This window comes from Paenibacillus sp. 23TSA30-6 (assembly GCF_014858585.1).
In the GTDB taxonomy this organism is placed as follows: domain Bacteria; phylum Bacillota; class Bacilli; order Paenibacillales; family Paenibacillaceae; genus Paenibacillus.
The window spans coordinates 46,502-68,584 of record NZ_SLTL01000007.1 but is presented as its reverse complement, the minus strand read 5'-3'; the positions used below and the strand labels follow the sequence as shown (position 1 = coordinate 68,584).

The 22,083-nt window shown below is 50.5% G+C and carries 16 protein-coding genes; 14 read left to right on the top strand and 2 right to left on the bottom strand.

Annotation, left to right across the window (positions count from 1 at the left end; translation table 11 throughout):
- The first annotated feature begins 223 nt into the window (after positions 1–223).
- From E0698_RS08210 to E0698_RS08160, 11 genes are all read left to right on the top strand, one after another.
- Entirely contained in the window at positions 224–2,548 is a 2,325-nt protein-coding gene (locus E0698_RS08210) for a helix-turn-helix transcriptional regulator (protein ID WP_238353914.1), read from the top strand.
- A gap of 189 nt (positions 2,549–2,737) precedes the next feature.
- Positions 2,738–3,784: an ROK family protein gene (locus tag E0698_RS08205; protein ID WP_192511227.1), complete on the top strand. Its 1,047-nt coding sequence runs from the start codon at positions 2,738–2,740 to the stop codon at positions 3,782–3,784.
- A 19-nt stretch (positions 3,785–3,803) separates the two neighbouring features.
- Positions 3,804–5,015: an MFS transporter gene (locus E0698_RS08200; RefSeq protein WP_192511226.1), complete on the top strand. Its 1,212-nt coding sequence runs from the start codon at positions 3,804–3,806 to the stop codon at positions 5,013–5,015.
- Between the two features lie 390 nt (positions 5,016–5,405).
- Entirely contained in the window at positions 5,406–7,016 is a 1,611-nt protein-coding gene (locus tag E0698_RS08195; protein ID WP_192511225.1) for an extracellular solute-binding protein, read from the top strand.
- 30 nt (positions 7,017–7,046) lie between these two features.
- Positions 7,047–7,949 (top strand): ABC transporter permease, encoded by a 903-nt coding sequence (locus E0698_RS08190; protein WP_192511224.1) that lies wholly within the window; start codon positions 7,047–7,049, stop codon positions 7,947–7,949.
- Between the two features lie 22 nt (positions 7,950–7,971).
- Complete coding sequence (locus tag E0698_RS08185; protein WP_025685493.1) at positions 7,972–8,844, top strand: carbohydrate ABC transporter permease; 873 nt, start codon at positions 7,972–7,974, stop codon at positions 8,842–8,844.
- Entirely contained in the window at positions 8,841–9,803 is a 963-nt protein-coding gene (locus E0698_RS08180) for a sugar phosphate isomerase/epimerase family protein (RefSeq protein ID WP_192511223.1), read from the top strand. The genes E0698_RS08185 and E0698_RS08180 overlap by 4 nt, the downstream gene beginning before the upstream one ends.
- Before the next feature lie 33 nt (positions 9,804–9,836).
- Entirely contained in the window at positions 9,837–11,588 is a 1,752-nt protein-coding gene (locus E0698_RS08175) for a hypothetical protein (protein WP_192511222.1), read from the top strand.
- A gap of 186 nt (positions 11,589–11,774) precedes the next feature.
- Entirely contained in the window at positions 11,775–12,515 is a 741-nt protein-coding gene (locus E0698_RS08170) for a DUF1361 domain-containing protein (RefSeq protein ID WP_149094988.1), read from the top strand.
- Between the two features lie 63 nt (positions 12,516–12,578).
- On the top strand, positions 12,579–12,782 hold the full coding sequence (locus tag E0698_RS08165) for a YwbE family protein (protein ID WP_013309792.1): 204 nt from the start codon (positions 12,579–12,581) through the stop codon (positions 12,780–12,782).
- A gap of 27 nt (positions 12,783–12,809) precedes the next feature.
- Complete coding sequence (locus E0698_RS08160) at positions 12,810–13,442, top strand: DUF2238 domain-containing protein (protein WP_149094853.1); 633 nt, start codon at positions 12,810–12,812, stop codon at positions 13,440–13,442.
- Between the two features lie 133 nt (positions 13,443–13,575).
- On the opposite strand, the gene E0698_RS08155 is transcribed toward E0698_RS08160, so the two are convergent.
- Complete coding sequence (locus E0698_RS08155) at positions 13,576–14,745, bottom strand: glycosyltransferase family 4 protein (RefSeq protein WP_192511221.1); 1,170 nt, start codon at positions 14,743–14,745, stop codon at positions 13,576–13,578.
- 93 nt (positions 14,746–14,838) lie between these two features.
- The gene (locus E0698_RS08150) at positions 14,839–16,158 is read right to left on the bottom strand and encodes an MFS transporter (protein WP_443146906.1); all 1,320 of its coding nucleotides are present in this window, start codon (positions 16,156–16,158) and stop codon (positions 14,839–14,841) included.
- Between the two features lie 187 nt (positions 16,159–16,345).
- On the opposite strand from E0698_RS08150, the gene E0698_RS08145 reads away from it, so the two are divergent.
- The 3 genes from E0698_RS08145 to E0698_RS08135 all read left to right on the top strand — a co-directional run bounded on the left by E0698_RS08145 (position 16,346) and on the right by E0698_RS08135 (position 21,992).
- Positions 16,346–17,377, top strand: coding sequence for an FUSC family protein (locus E0698_RS08145; protein WP_187644880.1), 1,032 nt, complete (start codon positions 16,346–16,348; stop codon positions 17,375–17,377).
- 311 nt (positions 17,378–17,688) lie between these two features.
- Entirely contained in the window at positions 17,689–20,067 is a 2,379-nt protein-coding gene (gene helD, locus E0698_RS08140) for an RNA polymerase recycling motor HelD (RefSeq protein ID WP_202894826.1), read from the top strand.
- Between the two features lie 83 nt (positions 20,068–20,150).
- Positions 20,151–21,992, top strand: coding sequence for an adenine deaminase (locus E0698_RS08135; RefSeq protein ID WP_192511219.1), 1,842 nt, complete (start codon positions 20,151–20,153; stop codon positions 21,990–21,992).
- Positions 21,993–22,083 lie beyond the last annotated feature (91 nt).

Genomic DNA, 22,083 nt, shown 5'->3' with positions numbered 1-22,083 from the left:
GTATAGCGTTTTCATTATGTTAATATATTTAACAGAAATGAGTTTTTGAATTGAATATCAACGGATATTTGTGAGAAATTTATCTATTCAGCCTCTAATTTTGGTAGAATAGGTTCAAAGTATAATCAAGAGCGCATTAAAGCTGACATCACGAGTATGCTTATTGTTGAACGAAGCTCTATAAAGAGGGTCATGGAAGCATGAGGCAGCAGGGGGGTATATGATGCGAAAGAGCTGGTACAGGAGATTGCTTTTTTCCTATTTCCCGATTTTTATGTTGACTGTGTCCATTCTCATTTTTTTATCCTTCCTGATCGTGAATGAGATATCGCGTAATGAAACCGGGAAGGCGAATCGGATTACGACCGGATTTGTGATGGACAGTGTGGAAAAGTCGCTGACGAAGGTAGAAATGGACGTATTAAGCGAGGCGGAAACCAATAAGAGTTACAGCTACTTTTTGAATGGACAGGCGCAGAGCGGCAGCACGATGTTGTATGGACTGGCAGGAAGCTTGCGTGCGCTCAAGGATAATCATGAATTGGTACATTCCATTTATATTTACAGGATGAAGGATCAAAAGGTACTAACCAGGAGCGGTCTTCAGGATGCCAAGACATTTGGCGATTATCCGTATATCGAGCAGGCACTGCGATCTGAGGATCGGCAGTGGTCACCTGTGCGGGAATGGAAGGAGCCGGGCAAACATACGTCAGATCGTGTGATTTCGATGCATAAGCGGCTTCCGTTGCCGTTCGGGGGACAAGGGCTGCTGGTAATCAATATCGGTGTGTATCCGTTGGAACAAATGATCGGTCAAATGACGAATCCGGCGGTTTCCTATCTGGTGATTAAGGATGACAGTGGACATACGATCTACCCGTCTGCATCTGACACAGGGGGGGCTGTAAAGGAGAAAGACGGACAACAATTGACTCATCTGCCGTCGGCTAGACTAGGCTGGAGCTTCGAAAGCGGCATTCGTGCCGGGCAACTGTTCGAGTGGGTGTCTGTCATTTCTTACGTTTGGATTGTGCTCGGGCTGGCTGTTGTCGTCTTGGCAGTAGTTTACATTATCTATGTAACACGCAGAAATTACCGACCGATTCAACTGATGATGCAGCGTATTCAACAGTTGCCGGGCAGTCCTGATGGGGGAACCAACAAGGATGAGCTGTGGATGATTGATCATGCACTGCAAAATCTGATTCGGCAAACGGTCGATTATGAACAGCAAGAGCATGCGAATGTACTTATTCGGCGACGGCAATTGTTCCTTGACCTGATGGAAGGTACAACCATGGAAACGGCCACAGTGCGTTTGGATAATCTGTCTCCTTTTGTGGACGGTACCCAGAGAGATGCTATCCGTGTCTACGCCGTCATGGTGGTAGAGCTGCATGATCTGGAACTGGAGCAGCCGCACACAGCAGAAGGGATACAAGCAGGCAATAGAAGTTCGAATGAGCATAGGGGTGAAGATCAACGCCTAAGCCTGTCGTTGCTGGGTGTGATGCAGGAGCTTGCAGCCACTTATGGTTGGCAGGGCTGGGCAGAATGGATGAGCCGCGAAAGAATTTCCATTTTGCTAAGAAAAGAGGATGATGACGGGGAAGGGTTGCTGGCTGTGAAGCTGCAAGAGATGGCGCAAACGGGCAGCGAGTGGCTACAGGGTCATCTGGGTGTACAGCTCACCATCGGAATTGGCGACCAGACTCACGAGTTGGAGTATATTAAGGATTCCTATCTGGCGGCTGTTTCTGCCCTTCGGTATCGGTTAACGCTCGGGGTACGCGATATTGTGACCAGTGACCAGGTTCCGCAGGACAATGAAATTCCGTTATATACGTATCTGCCGCTGATTTCGGAGACCATCCGTTCTTTTCGGTTGGCCAGCCATGATTGGCGTGGACAGTTGGAAGGTCTATTCGCAACGATGGAAACGGACAAGTTGAAGGATGGGGATATTTTAACTGTGATTCAGTGGCTACAGGAGTTGCTGGAACGGGAAATGCGCGAGATGAAGGACGTGTCGGGTGCGCTGGATCGTTATTTTAACGGGCCGGAGGCGCTAAAGTGGAGAGGTGAGGTCGAATCAGCCCCTTCGCTGGCTCTGATGCACACTCTGATGCTGGAGCACATGACCACCGTGTACCGGACTTATGTTGCAGCCAGTGAAACCAAGAGCTATCGGGCTATGATCAGTGAGATGAAACAATATATTGAAGAGCATTATACGAATCCGGATTTATCTTTGAATCATTTGAGCGAACGTTTTGATGTGTCGCCTAAATACGCCAGTCATTTGTTTAAAACCGAGTTTGATATGAAATTCGTGGATTTTTTGACCCGGTTGCGTATGAACCATGCCCAGCAAATGCTGTGTAACACTACAGAGACGGTTCAGCACATTGCAACCCAGGTCGGTTATGCCAATTCGATTACCTTTGGACGGGTGTTTAAGCGTGTGGTTGGCGTAACGCCGGGAGATTATCGCAAGCTGAGATTGAAGCCGGAAGATTCATCATTAACAGGGGGAGCGCTTTAGGCGCTCGCCTTTTTAGCATTTTATTCGTTAAAAGGCGGGCAGACGGTGTTGGTTTATGGAGCGGAATTTAGTTTATTGCGGCCCAGGGGGACAAATGCGATACTTATGTCCATATCTTGAACCTACAGGGCGTCAACGGCCGATGTATTGGAAGGCATGAGGGCGAACCGGAATGACGGAGGATGGGCTATGGCGGACATAGATGTACAAAAGCAATATGGGGATGAGCCGAAGGCTTCCGGCTGGGCGGCAGGCATTGATGTCGGCGGGACGAAGACGCTGATCTGTATCGGTACAGCGGAACGGCAAGTGGTGGTGAGGCATAAAATTCAGACGGTTCATACGAAGGATGCCGCCTTTTTCTTTGAAAGTCTGTTCGGGGAGCTGGAAAGCTGTCTGGAGCAGGAAGGCTTGACGCTAGAGCAATTAAAAGGAATCGGGATCGGCTTTCCCGGTGTGGTAGATAACGATAGCGGCAGAATCACTCACGCCCCTGCGCTCCAATGGAGCATGCACGACAGTACACATGACAGTGGTATGCATGGCGGTATACGATCTGTCATTGGACAGCGCTATAGCGGACGCTTGGTGCTGGATAATGATGTGAATATGGCTGCGTTGGGAGAGCAATGGCTGGGCGCAGCGAGGGGATTACGTCATGTGCTGATGGTAACGGTAGGCACAGGCATTGGAAGTGGTCTTATTTTGAACGGGGAGCTATACAAGGGAGCCGCAGGCGGAGCTGGGGAAATGGCCTACTGGATTGCAGGTGAAGAACAGGCGCGGCAAGCGGCAGAGCGAAGAGGGACGGACGAGTTCGGTGTGTTCGAATCTTTAACGTCGGGTACGGCAATAACGCACAGTGTAAAATCGGCCCTCGCATCCGGCATACCAGGTACGCACATGGTACGGCTGGCGGATGGCCAACGGGACCATGTTGGGGCGCGACATGTTCTGCAAGCAGCAGCCGAAGGAGATGTGGAAGCACAGACGATTCTGGAGCCTGCACTGGCTCATATGGCGATGGCTTTGACGAATGTGATCAGCTTGCTGAACCCGGAAATGATCGTTGTAGGCGGAGGTGTGGCTGAAGGGAGCGCGTATTATTTGGATGAAATTCGGCAAAGAGTAGCCTTATGGACGGACATTCCTTTTACCATTGTACCTGCTGGGCTGGGTAATGAAGCCGGGGCCATCGGAGCGCTGGCGACGATTCTGGGCAGCACGGTACGCTAAACAACAGGGAGGATTCCAGATGGTTGGCTCACAAATGCTGAAGCTGCGAGGCTTTTATTTGTTTATTGGTTTGGCCGGGGGGATGTTTAACCCGTATTTGACGTTACTGCTGGTTCAGAACGGGTTGACGAGCACCAGTGTTGGTGCGCTGATGGCGATCGGTACGCTGGTATCCATTCTGGTTCAGCCGATCTGGGGAATTATTGTGGATCAATACCGTCAAATGCGGCTGGTGCTTATTTTGAGTGTGGCTGTCCCGGGTGTGATGGCGGTATGTTATCAGTCAGAGCATTTTGTGCTGATGGCGCTTGTATATTCGATTATGGCTATATTCACGGCAACACAGGCGCCGATCGCTGATTCCTATGCGATCGTGACAGCGAAAAAGGCAGGAGCGACTTACGGCAGCATACGATTCATGGCGAGTATAGGTAATGCGGTGGGCGGTTATGCCGGAGGGCTGTTTGTGTCGCTTCTATCTGTGTCCATGATTTGGGTGCCTTTTTTGGTTCTGAACGGTCTTGCGGCCCTGACGGCTCTGGCGCTCCCGAAAAATACGGAGGAAGATCTGGCGTTGCGTAAATCGTTTTCTGACGGTATCGGTCAATTAATCCGCAACAGGACGTTTTTAATGTTTTTGGGTGGCAGCTTTTTGGTGAATCAGACGTTGACCGCATTTAACACCTATTTTGTACTGGCTTTTAAAATGTCGGGAGGATCTACGGGGTTGGTCGGGGTTGCTCTGCTGGTTGCTTCCATTACGAATGTGCCCTCCATGCTGCTGGCTTCCCGGGTGATTCGCAGGATTGGGCTGGAGAGAACCCTTTTGCTAGGGGCTGTAGCCTATATGCTGCGCTGGGGAGTTCAACTGGCATTTCCTGATCCTGCGGTTATGATTGCTGTGCAGGTGTTGCACGGGTTGTCGTTTGGATTTTTCTACATTGCGGCCGTTGAATATGTATCGCATGTGACAGAAAAGGATATGCAGGCCACCGGACAAAGCGTGTTCAATATGGTATTCGCCGGACTGGCGGGCATTGTAGGTAATCTGTTAAATGGATACCTCCTTCATGCCGGGGGACCGCAGCTTATGAACCTGGCTTGTCTGATCAGCGCGACCTTAGGTGCGTTAATGATGGTTTATGTATCACGCAGCCGTAAGGATGGGAAGACGGGGAAGGTTCGCAAGTTATCCATGAGTCTTCCATCAGAGGCTTCGGCGCAGGAGTAGTATAGTGAAGCTACTGCATCGTTAAAACTTAACAAAACACAGAGAGCATCCTAACCCTGATGAGAGGGAGGATGCTTTTTTTACGTAAAGCAACTTTTAAGTCATTTGATATGGGAACATACCTAACACGATTCGAACAGAGAAAATAGTTTATTCGCAGGAAAATAGTGATCTTTTATAAAAGTAAGCGTTTTATCGTGTTTGGTAATCGCTTTCATCTAAACTGTTTATGATCGGGAAACTAGTTTATTGTCAGTTTTCCTACGCTCATGTCATACTAAGGCACATCCCGGACCTACACGGACAGATACATGCCAATGCATGATATGCCATAACCTTCTGATAAGAAGAGGGACAAACGGGAAAAAGCAGACAAAGGGGTGTTCAGGAATGAGAGGAAATAAGGCTGGAGGAACATTGAAGAAGCTGCGTCTGCTGCTTGCAGCTACAGTTGCACTGTCGATTGTATTGAGCGGATGCTCGTCGGGTGAGGCGGACAAAAGTTCGACTGCTGCTACCGGAGACAAGGGTGGTTCATTGAAGGTTGAAATTTTTGACAGAGGCAACACACCTCAAGGCTACACCATTACTGACAGCTATTTAACCCGTTATGCAAAAGAGAACTTTGGCAAACCCAACAATATTGATCTATTGTATGTGCCTGTTCAGCGCTCGGAAGAGGTCACCAAGCTGAATGTCCTGATGGCGAGCGGCGGCGATGTACCTGATATCGTATTCACTTACGATTCCGGCACTTTTGAGCGGTACGCAGAGCAAGGTGGGCTGACAGATTTGACTCCGCTACTGAATGAGTATGGCCCGAATCTCAAAAAATTCCTCGGTGAAGATACGCTGAGCTACGGTCAGGTGGAGGGCAAGCAGTTCGCCATTCCGGGTAAGCGTACTATTTTAGGGAAATATTCTTCCTTCATACGCCAGGATTGGCTCGATACACTGAAAATGCCTGTCCCTAAAACGACAGACGAACTATATAACACGCTCAAAGCATTCAAGGAAAAAGACCCCGGCAAGACCGGCGGCAAGGTGGTTCCGCTGGGGATGACGATGGAGCCGGGACAATATGATTCACTGCTGTGGTCTTTTATCAAGCCAGTGACGGATGAGCAGAAATATACACTGACTCAAAAGCTGGGTTCCCGTGACTATCCGATCCTGCTGCCTGGATTCAAGGATGGAGTTCAGTTTATGAACAAGCTTTACAATGAAGATCTGATCAGTAAGGATTTTGGTTTGGATAAGGATAAAAAGCAACTGACTCAGGATATTCAAAGCGGCAATACCGGCTTTTTCAGTGAAGATTACGACAACATTTTTTACAACGACTCCGCGTATCCAAATCTGTTAGCCAACCAGCCGAAAGCCAAGCTGACGCCAATGGATCCGTATACAAACAGCGAGGGCAAGCATGCCAAGCCGGAATTTGCATCCAATGGCCTCTATATTATGGTACCTAAATCCAGTGAGCATGCGATTGAGGCGATCAAGTACCTCGACTGGATGTCTTCCGAGAAGGTGCTGCTCGATATGCAAAACGGTGTGGAAGGCGAAAATTATACCTTAAAAGACGGAATCCCGGTCGCCAAGGAAAATCCGACACAAGAAGCACAGGACCGTATCTATAATCAGGGCGATGTGGTTATCGTTGCAAACGGCAAAATTGCAGGCGACGATGAGAAAAACAAGGAAGCCTTTATTCTGGGCATGCCGTCTCAGTTCCAGGAGGATGTACGTAAAGCGATGGATATTTCCAACACGGATACCATTCCTCCGCTGAAATTTGACCATCCAATCAAATCCGAGTCCAAATACAGCAACTCGCTGCTGGACAAGTTTGATGAAATGGTTGTGAAATCGGTGATGGCACCATCGGCACAATTTGATGCGACCTTTGAAGCGGCATTGAAGGATTATATGGCAAGCGGCGGTCAAGCGATACTGGATGAGCGCACCGAGGCTTACAAGGCCATGACAGGCAAGTAAGAAGGCGGAATGTAAAGGAGGAGACAGCGCATGAAAGGGAACGTTTACTTCCGCAGATATTGGCAATTATACGCGTTACTTGTGCTGCCCTTGGTCTACTTTATTGTATTCAAATATGGCCCGATGTGGGGCGTGCAGATTGCATTTAAGGATTTCAACTTTTTCCAGGGAATTACCGGAAGTGAATGGATCGGATTCGACGCGTTTCGGGAAGTGTTCCGCATGGACGATTTCTATAGAACACTGCGCAATACCATCGTGCTGAATTTGCTGGATCTGCTGGTATCTTTTCCGGCACCCTTGGTCCTGGCGATTTTACTCTATGAAATGAAAGTAATTTGGTTTAAAAAGCTTTCGCAAACGATTTTGTATATTCCCCATTTTATTTCATGGGTAATTATCGGTGGGATTGTGTACCAGGTATTTGGTACGCAGTCCGGCATGATTAACAATGTGCTGACCTCGCTCGGGTTTCAGGCGATTCCATTTTTGACGGATAAAAATGACTGGGTGATCACGTATCTGCTTACAGGTGTGTGGCAAAGTGCAGGCTGGGGAACGATTTTGTACCTGGCTGCGCTGACCGGGATTAACCGGGAGTTGTTCGAGGCCGCTGAGGTAGATGGCGCAGGGCGCATGAAAAGAATTTGGCACATTACGATCCCAGGTATGAAAACGACGATTGCTACGCTGCTCATCATTAATCTGGGCAATATGATCACCATTGGCTTTGATCGTCCTTATGTTATTGGCAACGTGGCGGTTCGGGATTATTCCGATGTATTAAGTACGTTTGTATATCGTATCGGAATGGAATCCGGGCAATATACGCTGGCAACGGTGGTGGGGCTGTTTCAGGCGGTGATCGGTCTGATCTTCGTACTGGGCGCGAACTATGCTTCCAAGAAGCTGACGGATGAAAGTATTTTGTAAGTGGTAAAGGAGCTGACACCTGATGAGTGAACGTACTGCGAACCGCACCTTTGATATCGTAACCACCCTATTGGTGGCTGTGGCTGTACTGCTGTGTTTGGCCCCGTTTATTCATATTTTGTCTATTTCCTTCAGCTCAAACCGGGCTATTACGTCCGGAGAAGTTACCTTGTTCCCGGTTGAGTTCAATCTGAAGGCGTATGGGAAGGTTTTCTCCGATTTGAGCATGATTCGTTCGCTCGGGTTTACGGTCATGCTGACTGTGATCACGACGGTGCTGAGTATGCTGATGACAGTGATAGCTGCATATCCGTTAACGAAGAAAAATTTAAAGGGCCGCAAAACGATTATGTTTATGATTGTGGTGACGATGTTTTTCAGTGGCGGCATCATTCCAGAATACATTCTGGTGCGCGATTTGCATTTGCTGAATAATATGTGGTCCCTTATTTTACCCGGTCTGATCAGTCCGTTTTATCTGATTATTCTGATTTCCTTCTTTAACGGGATTCCAGAGAGCTTGGGAGAAGCAGCAGAGATTGATGGCAGCAGCCAATTCGGCACTTTGATTCGGATTGTGCTTCCGCTATCCCTGCCTGTGCTGGCGACATTAAGTCTGTTTTACGGTGTGGGGCGCTGGAATGGGTTTCAGGATACGCTGATGTATATCCAAAACCCGGATTTGTTCCCGTTGCAGCTTAAGCTGTATCAAATGATTCAAAATAACATGGTGTCCGAGCTGTCGAGGCTGGAAGGAGCAAGCGGCGCAAGAATTACACCTGAAGGGCTGAAGGCGGCGAGTGTCATTTTCGCAACGGTTCCGATCCTGCTTGTTTATCCATGGCTGCAAAGATATTTTGTCAGCGGCGTGATGCTTGGAGCGGTGAAAGGATGATGACGATGAAGGCGAAGGGGAAATACTCCTTTTCCACCTGTTGGAATATAAAAAGGCATACAGTCGGCCGAGAGCTTGTGGAGGAAATCCGTGAGCTGGGCTTTGGCCGGGTGGAGCTGAATTATAACATTACCCGGGAAATGCTGACGACGATTGAGCCTATGATTGAGCGGGGAGAAATCGGCATATCGAGTGTGCATAATACGTTTCCATATACGCCCGACCCGGATTACGGTACGGATTCCGTTCTGCTCGGATTTGATGATGAGACGAAGCAAAAACGCGCGATAGAGCTGCTGGTACAATCTGCGGAATATGCGCATCGTTATGGTGCAAAGGCAGTGGTTGTGCATCCTGGAGAGGTTCCGTTTCCTTACGATATCAGCAGTGAGCTGGAAGTGATTTACCGTGAGCAGGGCAGGGATTCGGTAGCTTATCAAGCGTTGTGGGCACAAATGCTGGAGCGGCGGAATACGCTGAGCGGGCATTATGTACAACGTATCCGCGACAGTCTGGAAGAGGTGTGTGACCGTATCGCCTCCAAGGGCTATGATGTAGCGATTGGTATCGAAACGCGTTCACGCTGCTATCAGATGCCTACCTTACAGGAGGCCAAGACGATCATAGACGATTTGAAGGGCGCACCCGTATATCTGTGGTATGACATTGGACACGGCATGATCATGGACCGGATGGGATTGTACGATAATGCCAAGGAAGCCAATGAAATGATCGACTATATTCTCGGTGTCCACATCCATGAAACGATAGGGTTATCCGATCACTGGTGCCCTTATATTCATAGTGGTGATCTGGAGTTCTTTGATCGTTTCATTCATATCATCCTGCAGGCGCCGATCAAGGTGTATGAGCTGAAAGCGGCTTGTCAGCCGGAGGACATTGAACGCAGCCATGAGTTGCTGACAAGCAAGATAGCGAAGCTTCAGACGCAAGGATGATCAACGATTATGCATATCACAGGGGTTGAGGGAATGTACAGTAAAATTGTAGCGGTCAACGATGCCTGGGTGAAACCGGGTATGGACCATCAGGTGCTGGATGTCGACAGCCGTTATTACGGCGGGGTGACCGATGATGAGAACGGGATTGCCTGGCCTAATCATTCGGTCGGCACTCCTGCGGCAATGGCGGTCTGGGCGGCCGCGCTCGTCAATCCGGATTCCGCCTATTACCGGAATGAGGATGTGCTGATCCGGCTGGAGCTTGCGACGCAGTACATGCTACGTGTACAGCATGAGGACGGCTCTATTTCGCCGGGCTGGACCAATTTTCACTCGCCGCCGGATACGGCGTTCGTGGTAGTGGGCTACGCTCAGGTCTACCAGTTGCTGATCGGTGACGACTGGCTGGAGCTGCGCCGGGTGACTGACGCGATCCGCCTGTTTTTGGAGCGGACGATTCCGGTCATGCTGACCGGAGGCTGCCATACGCCGAATCATCGCTGGGTACTGTGCGCTGCTCTGGGCTTCCTGCACGAGCTGTTTGATCTGCCCGAAGCGCTCGCCCGGGCCGGGGAGTGGCTGGCAGAGGGGCTGGACGAAACGCCGGATGGCGAATGGACGGAGCGCAGCAACGGAATTTATAATGCTGTCAGCGATATTATGCTGATTCATGCCGCCCGTTTATTGAAGCTACCGGGGCTGCTTGAGCCGGTACGGCGCAATTTGCACATGATGGTGTATCTTGTCCATCCGGATGGGGAAGTGGTCACAGAGTATTCGGGAAGACAGGACTTCGGCGTGATGATGAATTTATCCTCCTATCTTCTCCCGTATGCCATGCTGGCTACCGAGGATGAGGATACTATATTCGAAGCGATGGCTGTCGCCGCGGTTCAAGTAACGGATCATCCGGGCGGTGCTCCGATTAATGCGGCTGTGCGCTTTTTGCTGGAGCCACGTTTGCAAACCCGCAAACTACCACCTGCTGCATTACCTGTCACCTATAACAAGCTGCTGAACGGAGGTTTTCCGAGGGCTGACTATCTGAGCCGGATGGATGAGGCAGGGCATCATCAGCACATTTATCACAGCAGGCTGCATACGGACTTTGGCGCTCCGGTTGCTCGATATCGGCAGAAGGATACCAGCGCGACACTCATGACTGAGGCTTCATCGTTCCTGTCGTTGCGGCATGGAGATGCACGTCTACTGGCGGTTCAGGCAGCTTCGTATTTCTCGCCAGGCTTCGTGCCTATGCAGGAGCTGACTGCGCATGAAACCGGATGGACGCTATCGGGTCAGCAGGCCAAGGGCTATTACGGGCCTGTTGCTGCCGCTGATCTGCCGCCTACCTCGCAGGAGGAAATCAGTCCGTGGTATTTGCTCCCGCACCACAAACGGCCACTAACCCATGAACAGAAGCATGAAATCCGGGTCGATGTGGATCGTCAGGAGGATATGTGGACGCTTCGTTTTCGTTCAGAAGGTCCGGTGGATTGCATGACACAGATTTTATTTGTTTTTGGACGTGAAGGGAAATTCACTTGCGGGGAATACAGGCTGGTTAATGAAGCGGTGCAATGCTGGACTGGGGGTATGGCGCGCTATGAATCGGGAAATGCATGGTTTGAACTGACAGGAACAGCGATGGAGCATTCGGCTACTTCGGTTCGGGGGGCTGCTCACCCTGTGGATTGTCACACATTGCTAGTCAATTGGATGGCTCCGTTCGATCAGACGATCACGATCCGTATGTCTCCTTTGCCAGTGAGTGAAGTTTGAGGTACGATGAGCACCTGTTTCCGGGGATGAGGTCAGTCTCGGAAACAGGTGCTTTTTGGTGTCTTGAGCCCTGCTGAATGGAGCGCTTCCATTGAGCTTGAAGCGATTGTGGTGTACACTGTCCAGAACAGGTGTAAATTGGAACGTCAGGAAGGATGGACGGTTGCAAAGGAGGGAAAGACACTTATGTATGCCCGTTTAAGATCGTTGAATTATCCTGTAAAAGGGTATGTTTTTATTGTATTGGCCGTATGCTCAGTGATAAGCACCTTGTGGATCATTAACGTGCGGCTGCCCTCGGGAGGCCGCCCTTATCTTTTTATTTGGTGGAATATGATGCTGGCCTGGATTCCGATGCTTTTAACGCTGCTGCTTGATGTGATTTATAGTTCCTGGCGGCGGGGAACGAGAACATTTTTGCTCTGGATAACGGGAGCGGTATGGTTCTTTTTTTATCCCAACACACCGTATTTAATCACAGATTTGCTGCATGTGTTCGCAAGATATCCTTTTCTCGGGGAGCAACGCTTTTGGGGAGAGCCGTATTTCTGGAATCATGTACTGGGGATGCTGTCGGTCGCTGTCCTTGGGCTGACGATGGGATTTGTATCGCTCGAATCTGTACGACAGCTGGTACAGCGTGCACGCGGCGGGTTTGTAAGCTGGCTGTTTGTGCTGGCTGTACTGCTGCTAAGTAGCTTGGGGATTTATATCGGTCGTTTCTTTCGGGGGAACACATGGGATATTATATCTGCGCCTTCCCAGTTATATGCGCAGGTATCCTCCATATGGGCAGATACCCTGCAGCGTGCTCATTTTGTGGAGTTTAGTGGGATGGTATTCGCTATTTTGTTCATTAGCTATGTATCCACGATGTGCGTGGTTTGGATCGGCAACAGCCGTCGGGATGAATGGCGTAACTGGTGATGTCAATACGACCATGTGGCTGAGTAGCTTCATAAGCTTGAATAGAAAGGAGGAGTAGAGACAATGAACGGACAGAACCGATCAGATATTCGCGCAGGGCTTCAGGTGGATATTGTGCTTAAAAAAGATCAGCCTACCGGAAAGCTGACGCGAGGAACGGTGAAGGATATTTTGACCAATTCTCCGCGTCATCCGCATGGAATTAAAGTGCGTTTGGCAGACGGACAGGTTGGGCGTGTCAAACATATCGTAACCAATGAAGGATAGAGACCGCGGGTTGAGGGGGAATGACGTATGAATCAGGCAACGGCAAGGTCGCAACATGATCGCTATCCGTTTGTTTTGCTTGTATTACTGGTGCTTGTTCTCATCTGGTCCTTTATCCATCCGGCGGATCATTTTACCTGGGTACTGGAAGTTCTCCCGGCGATTTTGGGAGCGGGTCTGCTGGTGGCGGTTTACCGCCAATTCCGGTTTACGAATCTGGTGTATACCCTGATGTGGCTGCATGCGCTCATTCTGATTGTCGGCGGGCATTATACCTATGCGGAAATGCCCCTGTTCAACTGGATTCGGGATACCTTCGGGCTGGAGCGTAACTATTACGACCGACTTGGGCATTTTGTGCAAGGCTTTGTGCCTGCGCTTATTGTCAGAGAAGTACTGCTGCGTAAAACGACCTTGGGAAGCGGAGGTTGGCTGACCTTTCTCACGGTTAGTGTATGCCTTGCGATTAGTGCTGCGTATGAGCTGATTGAGTTTGCCGTAGCCAAGGCGACTGGAACGGCCGCAGAAGCCTTTTTGGGAACCCAAGGGGATATATGGGATACCCAATGGGATATGCTTCTTGCTTTGATTGGTGCCATGACAGCCGTGATTCTGTTAAGCGGAGTACATAACAAGCTGCTGAAACAGCTCAGACATTAGCGGGTTCCTTTCTATTGGAGATTATAGCTGGACGATACAAAGTTGTAATGATAGTGGAGGGTGGTTACAGAATGCGTGCTAAAGCATTTTCTAACCACCCTTTGATGTATCCTGAGATCCGCAGTTTCTGGGGCTATATATGCGTCATAGGGCGGCTGCCGAGATGTAAGGTTGCTGCATCGATGTAGCTGTCCAGCAGCCGTTCGAAAATGCGGTCCCACGTCTGCTCCAGACTGTACGATCTGCCCGCCACGGACATAGAATCGCGAAGCGGGCCGTCTTTGTACAACAGGTGCACAGCTTCGGCAAAGGCAGGGGCATCTCCGGCCGGACACAATAAGCCCGTCTTCCCATGGATGAGATTATCCTTTACCCCGCCTTCATCGGCACCGACCACGGGTGTTCCGCTCGCCATGGCCTCCAGCACGACGTTGCCGAATGTTTCCGTAGTGGAGGGAAACAGGAATACATCCGCTGCGGCGTATAGCTCCGCTAATTCCTGCCCTTTCACAAAGCCAAGCCAATGGACTGCATGCTCTGGCACCCCCATGTCCGCTGCTGTTTTGACCTTGTACAGTGGTCCGTCTCCCGCAATGACCAGCACAGATTCTGCCCGGACATCGTCCGACAACTGGAGATAGGCGTCCAGTAGGGTGTCTATTCCCTTTTCCGGTGCAAGTCTGCCGACATATAAAATAACGAAAGCGTCTGCACGAACGCCCCATTTTCTCCATACTTCGTGACGATCCACTTTCGGTTGGAAGCGTTGGGTATCAATGCCCCGGCCCCAAATTTCGAGTTGGCTCATTCCTTTATTGCGCAATAACTCCATGGTTGACCGAGAGGGCACGTACACTCGTTCACAATGTCTGTGAAACCAGAGCATGTATTTCCATAAGGCAGGTTCAAGCCAGCGAAGCTTGTAATATTCGAGGTATTTATCAAAGTGGGTATGATATGAGGCGACGAGTGGAATATGGTGTTTGGCTGCGTAGCTTGTTCCGTACAGGCCAAGGTTAAACGGGGTAGCGACATGAATCAGGTGCGGGGAAAAGGCAGTCAGACTGTCGTTAATCTGCTTGGCGTTGGGGATCGCCAGTCTGCATTCGCGGTACAACAAAAAAGGGATGCTCCGAAACCGTTCTACACCCGGCCCGGAGGGCAGATGATGGTCTGCCTCCGGGGCGAAGACGAGCGTAGATACCCCATGTTTCTCCAGATAGCCAATCCATCGTTCCAGTGTCAGGGCAGCGCCATTTACGTCAGGAGCATACGTGTCCGTAAATAATGCGACTCGAAGCATACCTTCATTCCTCCTCCGCCATTCTCATTTATCCTATGACGTTCCAGGGGAGTCCGCTTGGAGGCTCCGGCTTTTATTGTGCCATGATTTTGTTTACGGGCTTGCCGGGTTTTGTAAAAGCTGACCCGCGGACAGGCGGTTTTCTCGGAACATCCAATAGTAGACGAGGGAGGACAAAATATAGAACACACCTGTCATGCTGAACGTGATGGCATAGCCCCAGTAATTGCCGTAGGTCGTAATCAGATAGGCTTGTACAGGTCCCATGCCTGCGGTTCCGAGCATCCAGGTCGTTTGGAGAATCGAGTTGGCAATGCCCCGGTTCTTATCCGATACACGTTCCACCAGAATGGCGGTTTGCAGCGGATTGGCCGCATTCATCAGCGCTTGCCTGAACAGAAAGCTGATGGAAGCAATCCAGAGGACATTGGTGAAGCCGGTAATCAGAAGAAACGGGAGCGAGAGCAGTTGAAAGCCCACGACAGCCTTGACCAGTCCGATCCGGCTGCCAAGCGTAGGCCCGATCAGCATGGAGAGGATGGTCATGAGCTGACCGAGAGCAATCAGCAAACTCATCGCGCTGAGCGATACGGAAAAGCGGTTCGTAAAATATAAATTGAGATACGGGATGACCAGACCTGAGCCCAACCCGAGAAAAAACTGGGCAAGAACAAATTGTCCGATAACCCGGGTATCGGAAGCAACAGGAGCAGGTGCTACTGGTAAAGCGGACGTGGATTCCGCCGTATCCGCTGTTACCGGTTCAGGTGTCGATTTGGCAAGGTGCACATTTTCTTCGACGTGAGAGGCTTTTGTCATGAACAATAGAGGAATAAAAGCGGTCAGTGTTGCCGTTCCTCCGAGAAACAGGGCGACCCGCAGACTGGAAAGCTGTGTGATCCCCCACGTTTGCAGTCCATCCGCAAGCACACCACCGCCAAAGCTTCCTATGACCTGTGCCGCGAGTACAAGAGCCGAGTAATAGCTGAATATCTTCAAGCGCTGGGCTTTGCTTATGCTTTCCGCCAAAAAGGGTACAGCCAGCACCTGAATAAAGGCGGCAAATACTCCCGAAACGACGGCGAAAACCAGCATACTGCCACTGGTATCCGTAAAGGTACGGATGAGAAAGGCAACACCGCTGAATAGCGCTCCGATGACCAGCATGTGTTTGCGGCTCGTCCGATCCCCTAAAAAACCGACCGGAATAAACAGCAAAGCTGTAGCCAGCGCCTGCATGCTCACCACCCGGCCATTCATGTCATCCCCGAAGCCAAGCCCCTGGATATACAGGTTATACAGTACGGAAAACATCCCCGTACCCATCTGGTACAGCAGATTGGCGATAAAAAACAATCGGATATTACGTGGCCACTTTCTAGGCTCGTCTAACATTTTGCTAATCCATGACACGATGGGATCCTCCTGTGACGTTGATGCAGATAAGTTGATGCTGTTGATATGTATTCTAGCAGGATCTGTGCATTTCATAAATATTCCTTGTCTCCGATTTTTTTGGGTAATAATAAAGCATAGACTTTGTCTTGAAATTTCATTATAGTAATTCGGTATGAATAAATTTGAAGGGTAAGCAGGAGGGATGGCTTTGGCTTTTGGAGCACGGGTGTTAAAAACGGGAATCGCAGTGACGCTCGCCCTTTTTTTGAGCACGCTCTTGAATACCCATTCGCCTGTGGGGGCAGCGATAGCCGCTATTTTTGCCATGCAACCGTCGATATACAGGTCGTGGCGTTATTTTCTGGATCAACTCCAAACAAGCACACTGGGTGCAATCATGGCGTTGCTGGGCGGAATGGTATTTTCAAATGAACCGATTGCGGTCGGATTGGTATGCGTACTGGTACTAATGATATGTCTGAAAATAAATATGGCTGATACGGTAGGTTTGACACTCGTTACCGTTGTTTCTGTAATGGAAGCTTCCGGTGACTGGAAATTTGCGGTGACCCGTTTTGTGCTCACCTTAATCGGGATTGTTTCTGCTTTTGTCATTAATGTTACTGTTTTTCCCCCGAAACCGAAAAGGCAGTTTATCAATCAGATTCAAAGTGTATTTAACAGTATGTCCTTGCTGCTGCGCACCGCCATTTCCGATGAGATTAAGGAGTCTGTCTTTAAAGAGGAAAAAGGCAATCTGGAGGGAGCTATAAAATCGCTATCGGATAAATATCATTTGTTCGAGGAAGAGCAGAAGAAGCTCAAGCGCTCCCGGTTCAGTCAGACGAGGCAGATGGTGGTATACAAGCAAATGCTCGGAAGTTTGCACAAAGGATATGAGGTACTGGACGCGGTGGAAAGGCACTACTTCCAGTCCTTACGACCGAAGGGAACGGATGCATTTTTTGATAGTCACCTGGAGCTGCTGATCCGGTTCCATGAACATGCGCTGCTTAAATTCGAGGATAAGCTGAAACCGAACGAGGAAGAAAGCGAAATGTTCCAGCAGGCGAACGGCGAATTTATGAAGCATGCAATTACCCGTTTTGACCACTGTCAGGAGGGAATGCTAAGACTGTCGATTGTGGCTGCCGCGATGTATGACTATGGTCATCAACTGGAGCGGTTGAGCAGATTGGCGGATCATATTCATCCTGTGGAAGAGAGCAAGTAGCGAATGTATGAAAAAGCAAAAAGCGGTCGTATTCATCTATACAGATGGACGACCGCTTTTTGCGTATATAAAAAGGTATAAAAAAAGCCCGCTGGTTGCGAACAGGGGTTGAAGTTGCTACAATAGAGGATGCTATGTTTATGGTAAAACCATGAATTTAAATTCGTTAATTACACTTCTTATCGCATTATAGCATGTTTCAAAGTGTAAGTCAATTTTCCCGGATCAGAGGGATGCCAAGGGTATACCCAGGTCCATAATAGAACATAGTTTAGCCCTGCGGTGGAGCGGGAGGAAACGGAACAGGAGTGATGCCAGTGACTACTGAGCAGCAATGGAATGAGGAACAACGGAGAGTAGAGGACGTGACTGCTATCATTAGCGGACGCATTCGGAAGCTGGAGACGGAGGTTGGCTCTGTACGCGGAGATGTCGTAGATATGCGTAAAGACTTTTGGGATGAGGTAACGATCAATTTTAGTGAGGCGGATGATGTGGGCGAGACCTCCACCAGCTTGCGTCAGCAATCTGAAATTTTGTCGGAACGGGAGCGCAGGCACAAGCATTCTACAGAGGCGCTAGGTCGTTTGAAAAAGCTGCTGGAATCACCGTATTTTGCACGTATTGATTTTGCTGAGGAAGGACAGCCCGCAGAGCGTGTTTATCTGGGGATCGCCTCCCTGCTGGATAATCAGGACGAGGAATTTCTGGTCTATGACTGGCGTGCGCCGATTTCTGATCTCTATTACGATAATATGCCGGGTCCCGCTTCCTATAAGACTCCGACAGGGGAAATGAAAGGAGAACTGACGCTCAAGCGCCAATTCTCGATCCGCGGTGGACAGATTCGTTTTATGTTCGATACAGGGGTAACGATTGGAGACGAGCTGCTACAGGCGGTGCTGAGCCGCAGCTCGGATGCTCAGATGAAAAGTATTGTGGCAACAATCCAAAGGGAGCAGAATCGCATTATTCGTGATGATCGAAGCCGTATGCTTATCGTACAGGGGGCGGCGGGAAGCGGCAAAACATCTGCTGCGCTCCAGAGAGTAGCCTATTTGCTGTATAAGTACCGTGATCGCTTGCGCGCGGATCAGGTGGTGCTATTTTCGCCCAATCCGATGTTTAACAGCTACGTTTCGACGGTACTGCCCGAATTGGGTGAGGAAAACATGCTCCAGGCCACGCTTCAGGAGTATTTAGAGCGTCGGTTGGGCCGGGAGTTTCAACTGGAAGACCCTTTTGAGCAACTGGAATATGTACTTTCGGCATCGTCACAGCCAGGGTATGAGGCCAGAATGGAAGGTATCCGCTTTAAGTCTTCCAAGACGTTTTTACAAGCCATTACCGGATACAAGGCATATTTGGAGCAGGAAGGTATGCGTTTTAAACCGATCCGGTTTCAAGGGCGCGAGGTGGTTCCATTGGAGGAAATGGTGAGCAAGTTTTATGGATTCGACTCTTCGGTGCGGCTGGCGAATCGGCTGGAGCTGCTAAGGGACTGGATGCTCAAGGAGCTGGCCCGTTTCGGTAAGGAGGAATGCTCTGCTCCATGGGTGGATCAGCAGATGGATCTGATGGAGCCTGAGGATTACCAGCGCGCTTATAATCGCATGCGGCGTAAATCCAAGAACAAGGGCCATACCTTCGACGATTTTACACGTGAACGGGAAATACTGGCGCGTATGGTGGTCAGTGACCGCTTGAAGCCCTTGCGTAAGTGGATCAAAGCGCTTCGTTTCGTGGATACGACCCGCTTATACGGGGAGTTGTTCCTGAATGAGACGCTGCTGAGCCAGCTGGCCGATCACGCCGAGCTGCCCGATAGCTGGAGTGAAATCAGCCGTCAAACGCTGGAACGGATGCAGGCCGGGGAACTGGCGTATGAGGACGTAACCCCCTTTTTGTATCTGCGTGAGCTGATGTTGGGTTTCCGTTCCAATAGTAATATCCGTCATGTGTTTATTGATGAAGCACAGGACTATTCACCGTTTCAACTGGCTTTTTTCAAGCGCTTGTTTCCGCAGGCTAAAATGACGGCGCTGGGCGATTTTAATCAGGCGATTTATGCGCATGCTTCGGTGCTTCAGGATGCGGAACCTCTCTATGAGCTGTATGGAGCGGAACAGACTGAGATGATCTCCCTGACACGCAGCTACCGCTCGACTCAGGAAATTGTGGAGTTTACCCGGGGAATGGTAGCCGGAGGCGAGCATATTGTGCCGTTTAACCGGAAGGGTGAGAAGCCACGTGTTACGGAGGTACATTCGCGTGAAATGCTGCATCGTCTGATCGTCGGAAACATCACAGAATTGCTGGCAGAAGGCTATGAATCCGTGGCAGTAATCTGCAAAAATGCCGGAGAAAGTGCAGCAGCTTACGAAGCGCTCGAAGGGCAGTTGCCCGTGAAGCCAAGGCTGATCAAGAAGACAACTCCGGCTTTTGAAAAGGGAATTCATATCATTCCGGCTTATCTGGCGAAAGGCGTAGAATTCGATGCGGTCCTGATCTATGACGGATCAGCGGAGCAATATCAGCGTGAAAGTGAGCGCAAGTTGTTCTACACTGCCTGTACACGGGCTATGCATTTGCTGCACATTTATACGATAGGCGAAATTACACCATTCGTGAGTTCGCAGGAATCGGATTCGTATACCCGTAAAGTGGAAGAAAGTGATCCTGTTCTGTAAGACTGGCATAATTGTGCGTATTCCAGTAACATAATCAAATAAGAAAAACAGGTAAGAAGCATAAACGGAGGTAACAAAACGTAATGGACATGAAGAGTGTATTTCAACGCCCGCCGCTGGCGGACTGTGTACCCGAGCTGGTAGCTACAGCCAGAGGGGAGCGCAAGGCATCGCTGGTTATCCGCGGAGGAACGCTGGTCAATGTGGTATCGGGCGAATTATTACCGGGAATGTCTATTGCTGTGCAGGGCTCCCGTATCGCATACGTCGGTCGGGACGTTAGCCATACCATCGGAGAAGACACCTTGATCATTGAAGCGGAAGGCCGCTATATGGCACCGGGATTACTGGACGGACATTGTCACATCGAAAGTACGCAGCTTACCGTAACGGAGTTTGCAAAAGCTGTGCTGCCGCTAGGCGTGACGGGCGGATTTTTTGACCCGCATGAGATTTCAAATGTGCTTGGTCTGAAAGGGCTTCGCCTGATGCTCGATGAAGCACGCACGACACCGCTGGCTGCCTACATGCAGGTGGCTTCTTGTGTTCCGTCCACAGGACCGGAACTGGAAACGACAGGGGCTTCCTTCGGCCCGGCGGAAGTCGCGGAAGCCTTACGCTGGGGCCCGGATATGATCGGGCTGGGCGAAGTCATGAATTTCCCGGGCGTCGTCTATGGAGACGATGTGATGATCGGGGAAATTCAGGCCACGCTGCGCGCGGGCAAGGTGGCGGACGGCCATTTTACATGGGCCTCCGACGACTGGCGGCTACCGGTATATGCAGCCGCAGGGATTACGGGCGACCACGAATGTGTCACGCCCGAGGATGTAGCCGAGCGTATCCGGCTCGGCATGTATGCCAAAATGCGGCAAGGCTCCGCATGGCATGATGTGGCGGAGACCATCCGCGCCAGCACGGAAATGGGTCTCGATACCCGGCGCATGATGTTGGTGACGGATGACCGCAGCGCGGAATCCTTGCTCCATGAGGGACAAATGGATTTCGTCGTGCGTCATGCCATTGCGCAGGGCGTCAAGCCCGTGACCGCATTTCAGATGGCTACGCTGAATACGGCAGAGCGCTTCGGAGTAGCGCGGGATATCGGCTCGATTATTCCGGGAGCGATTGCCGATATTATTTTACTCGATGGCCGACTGGCCGAAGTGAATGTGACCGCTACGATTGCAGCGGGGCAGTTGGTGGCCGAGCATGGCCAAATGGTCGCCGATTGGGATGGCTTTGTTTATCCTGCGGAAGTGATGGACACGGTTCGTCTGGGACGTGACCTGAGTCCTGCTGATTTCCGCATTGCGGCTCCAGTACAAGAGGGGAACGTACCTGTACGGGTAATTCGTGTCACGGAAAATCACGTGGACACGAAGGAAGTGCGGATGAATGTTCAGATCCGCAATGGTGAGGTCACGGCAGATCCCGCGCAGGATCTTTGCAAAATAGCCGTCTTCGAGCGGCATCATGGCAGTGGCAGCCATGCCGTGGCACTCGTGACGGGCGTCGGTTTCACTGAGCCTGCCGCCATTGCCATGACTGTGGCGCATGACAGCCACAATCTGCTCGTCATTGGCAACGATGACGAGTTAATGACCCAGGCGGCGAAGCAGGCCGTGGCTATGCGCGGCGGCGTGGTGGTCGTGTCCGCCTCGGGCGAAACACGCTTCCCGCTGCCTATCGCCGGGCTGATGTCTCCTGCGCCGTTTGCAGAGGTGGCAGCGCAGTCCGAGAGCATCAGCCGGGCACTTCAGCAATCCGGCTGTGTGCTGAACAACGCGCTGATGACACTGTCGCTGCTGGCGTTGGTGGTCATCCCCGAAATCCGCCTGTCGGACCAGGGACTTGTCGTGATCGGAGCGGACGGTATCCGCAAGGTATCGCTGTTCGTGGAAGAGGATACATCGGAAGCCTGACAGAATCCTTAGCCCATATGGGCGTAGCTACGATATGTGTTTTTGAAAGGGGGTGTCCCATAAGGTCTGTAAAGACTGGAGGGATAGCCCC